The organism is Dehalococcoidia bacterium, from assembly GCA_021295915.1.
GTDB lineage: Bacteria > Chloroflexota > Dehalococcoidia > Lucifugimonadales > UBA1123 > VXRN01.
In genome coordinates this window covers 1-3,985 of the sequence record JAGWBK010000012.1, presented here as the reverse complement: position 1 = coordinate 3,985, position 3,985 = coordinate 1, and the positions used below count along the sequence as shown (strand labels likewise).

At 60.8% G+C, this 3,985-nt stretch carries 5 protein-coding genes; all 5 read right to left on the bottom strand.

Annotated elements, in window-relative coordinates:
- Positions 1 to 160 precede the first annotated feature (160 nt).
- Positions 161 to 1,327, bottom strand: a complete 1,167-nt coding sequence (locus J4G14_05080; GenBank protein ID MCE2457169.1) for a threonine synthase — start codon at positions 1,325 to 1,327, stop codon at positions 161 to 163.
- 17 nt (positions 1,328 to 1,344) lie between these two features.
- Complete coding sequence (locus J4G14_05075) at positions 1,345 to 1,647, bottom strand: cupin domain-containing protein (protein MCE2457168.1); 303 nt, start codon at positions 1,645 to 1,647, stop codon at positions 1,345 to 1,347.
- Positions 1,648 to 1,733: 86 nt separating this feature from the next.
- Complete coding sequence (locus J4G14_05070; GenBank protein ID MCE2457167.1) at positions 1,734 to 2,594, bottom strand: allantoinase PuuE; 861 nt, start codon at positions 2,592 to 2,594, stop codon at positions 1,734 to 1,736.
- 46 nt (positions 2,595 to 2,640) lie between these two features.
- The gene (locus tag J4G14_05065; GenBank protein ID MCE2457166.1) at positions 2,641 to 3,567 is read right to left on the bottom strand and encodes a PAC2 family protein; all 927 of its coding nucleotides are present in this window, start codon (positions 3,565 to 3,567) and stop codon (positions 2,641 to 2,643) included.
- A 106-nt stretch (positions 3,568 to 3,673) separates the two neighbouring features.
- Positions 3,674 to 3,985 (bottom strand): hypothetical protein (locus J4G14_05060; protein ID MCE2457165.1); only part of this gene is annotated, 312 nt, incomplete at its 5' end.

Sequence of the window (3,985 nt, the reverse complement as noted above, 5' to 3'; positions counted from 1 at the left end):
TCTTCGTATGGAGTGAAGTACCAGCGAGGGTGATCGTAGACCTGAATATGGCCGTCGTCGCGCTCACCGACCTCGCGGAAGTTGTCTGGGATGAGACCGCTATGCTGGTCGTAGAGTTGCTGTCCGAAGACGTCCAGGGCGAATCCCACGTGCCCTATGCTTATACCAACTCCAGGTACTTCAGACCCGAACCGGTGTTCAGCAGCAGTATCTGCTGGTCTGCTCCCAACTGCTCCGCAGCCAGCAGCTTCTCGAGCGCGGCGGCCGTGGCAGCGCCCTCTGGGCAGATGAACATCCCCTCCAGTCGAGCTACCGTGGCCATGTAGTCGCGGATCTCGTCGTCGCTGACCGTAAGCGCGCCACCGCCACTCTCACGAATGGATTCCAGGATCAGGTAGTCACCAATCGCCGACGGCACCCGGATGCCCGCCGCGACCGTATCTGCGTCCTGCCATGGCTCGGCGAACTCGGTGCCCTGCTCGAATGCCCTTACTATCGGAGCGCAGCCGTCAGACTGCACCGCGAACATCCGCGGCCTCTCGCTTCCGATCCAGCCCATCGCCTCCATCTCGTCGAACGCCTTCCACATCCCGACGATTCCGGTCCCGCCGCCTGTCGGGTAGACGATCGCGTCAGGCAGCGTCCAGCCTAGCTGCTCCGCGATCTCGTAGCCCATCGTCTTCTTCCCCTCCACCCTGTACGGTTCCTGGAGCGTGGATATGTCGAACAGGCCCTCTTCTGCCGCCCGCTCGCGGCTCAAGACCCCTGCGTCGCTTATCAGCCCATCGATCAGCGTAAGCTCACCGCCCGTGATGACGACCTCTTTCTGGTTCGCCTCTGGCGCGTCCTTCGGCATGACCACGTAGGAGTCGATGCCTCCCTTAGCTGCGTAGGACGTCATTGCGCCAGCCGCGTTGCCTGCCGACGGCATCGTGATCTTCGTGATGCCAAGCTCCTTGGCCTTCGAGACGGCAGCAGACAGCCCACGCGCCTTGAACGACGCTGTCGGGTTGACGCCTTCGTCCTTGATGAGAAGGTCTGAGCATCCCATCTCGGGCCCAAGCCGCTCAGCCTGGAAAATCGGCGTGAACCCCTCACCCAGCGTGATCACGTTCGACTCGTCCCGTATCGGCATGACCTCGAAGTAGCGCCACATGTTCGCCGGACGTTCCTTGAGCATGTCGCGGTCCAGCGCCGCCGCCGCACCGTTCAGGTCGTACCGTGGGTACAACACCTTGCCGCACTCGGAGCATAGACGCTGCGGTTCGTCAGCCGAGAACTCGGCGTTGCAGTAAGTGCATTCAAGGTTGATCAGGTAGCTGCGCATGTCTCTTCCCAGTCCTGCTATTCCTTTTCAGTGGATGTCGGCCAGTAGTCGGGTACGGGGTACGCCTCGTCCATGCCGGGCCACGCCGGCGTCGTGACGATGACGAAGCACAGGTCCTCGTCGCCTGTGTTTCTGAATTGGAAGTGACTTCCGGTGTCGATGGTCAGCGCAACTCCGGCAAACACGTCTACGACTTCATCGCTGTCGTCGCATGACCGCCAGACCTGTCCGTGCCCGGAGATGAAGTACCACGCCTCTTCAACCGTCCTGTGCGCAACTGCCTTCGAGACCGCTCCGGGTCCCAGCGTGCAGTGGACCATGCTTGATCGAGTAGTCTGGACTAGCTCGCGAATCTGTGAGCCATCCGGTGCCAGAACGGTGTGACCCTCCGGCAGCAGGGCCGTCTTCACTGAGGTCCGTCTTGCGGGGGATACTTATCCAGCCACCACCGGGCGATCTCGGTGCGCCGCGCGAACCACACGCCAGGGTACCTGCTCACGTACTGTAGAAAGTCCCTCAGCGCTATGGCGCGCGACGGCCTGCCGACAATCCGGCAGTGCAGCCCGATGTTCATCAGCTTCGGAGTTTCCATGCCCTCTTCGTAGAGCAGGTCGAACGTGTTCTTCAGCGTCTCGTAGAAGTCGGATGCGGTATTCAGGCCACCTCGCCAGAAGCGGGTATCGTTGACCTCGAGAGAGTACGGCACGACCAGCCACGGCTTTCCGTGCACTTCCACGTAGTAGGGGAGATCGTCCGCGTACGAGTTCGAGTCGTACAGGAACCCACCCTCTTCGACCACTAGCTCGCGTGTGTTCAGGCTCGGACCATACCGTGTGTACCACCCCAGGGGTCGTACTCCGGTCGTCCGCTCTATGGACTCGACCGCCTTCCGGATCGCCTCGCGCTCGGCGTCGCGGTCCATCCGGTAGTACTCCTCCCACCTGAAGCCGTGTCCGAAAACCTCATGTCCCTGTTCGACAATTGCCGGGCCTACCTCGGGATTGCGCTCCAGCGCAAGGGCGCAGCAGTAGAACGTCCCGGGTACGTTGAATCTCTTCAGTAGCCTCAGGACGCGCCAGACACCGGCGCGGCTGCCGTACTCGAAGAACGACTCGTTCGCCAGGTCGCGTTCGTCCAGGGGAAGTGGAGACGGCACCTCGCTGTTGGTCTCGCGATGGGGGTCTCCGTCGAGAAGTGAGTACTCGGATCCCTCTTCGTAGTTTACGACCAGCGAAATCGCAATGCGTGCGCCATCAGGCCACTCGATGCGAGGAGGGTGCTGACCGTAGCCGACGAAGTCTCTGGGATTGTCGCTAGCTTGTTGAGTCGTCGTCGGAGTCGTCCTCTTCTACCTGACCGGTCACTTCTCGCAGGAACTGCTCGACACCAGGGGCCAGGTCGGCTCCTTCGTCGTCCTCTTCACCGTCGTCCTGCCCGCCCTCGACGAGCACACGATCGTAGTAAGACTCGAGCCTCCCGATCAGAGAGCGTACCTCGGGGTTGTTCTCAACCGCCCTGTTGACGTCCTCGTACTGGCGACGACCACGCTCCCTGTCTGCGAGCGAATTGGGCAGGTCGAACATGGCGGTCAGGATCTCGATGATCCGTGCCGCTCCCATATGGTCCTCGTCTAGCTGCATATACTGGGGCAGGTGCGCCATCAGGCTGGTAGTCGGAATCTCGCCCTGTGTCACGAGGTCAGACACCATGTTGACGATGGAAGTTGGCCCCTGGTACGTGCTACGCCTCTGCGACACCAGCCCGGTCGCCTTCGCCGCCTGATCGTCGTTCATCGTGCCCGTCACCAGCAGTGGCCTGGTGTGAGGCACGGAGTCGTACATTCCCCCGATCCGGCAATACTCCTGGATGTCGAAGTGTGAAAGTACGTCCGATATCGCTCGGCAATACTCCTCTCCGAAGGCGTGCGGCTCCCGTATGTGCAGGAACAGGTAGTCCCTGTCCGTAGGCTCATCGTGCGCATGGTGGATGATGGTGTTGGGAGTCGTGAACACACGCTGCCCGTTGACGGTGCGCATCCGGGGCCGGTACCTGGTGAAGTCGAAGAACTTTCCGGGTTCGGCCAGCCTGCCCAGTTCCTGAGCCCCTAGATGGCGCTGGAGTATATTGAGCGCGAGCGTACCCACCCTTCCCACGTCTATCCATGGCCGGAGCATCGCGATCGCAATGGGTCGCCTCAATTCTGGCACCGGGTCTCTGAGTTCAAATTCGTTTATTCGCATAGACCTATCGTGCCAAAATCGAGTCCATTCCGCAAGTCCGCTAAGTGTCTGAGAGACTTTCAAAAGTCCCCTCTCCTTTGAGGGAGAGGGCTAGGGTGAGGGTGACTTAAGGCTCGGGAACTGCCAACGCCGCAGAGTAAGTCGGGAGTGACAAGACTTTAGAAAGTGTCTCAAGTGTCTTGAAACCGTGTCCAGTTTGGTAGGCACACCCTGAGAACGCGGACGTCTCGCCCGCATTCGTTCGCCCTGAGCCTGTCGAAGGGAGCTTGTCGAAGGACATCCCCATCCCCTGGATTCCGGCCTTCGCCGGAATGACGATCTGCGGATACCTACCCCTGTCAGCTCCCTCAGGGAGATGGTTAGAGCCTGCCCCGGACTTGATCCGGGGGTTAGGGTGAAATGTTCGCCTACCAAACTG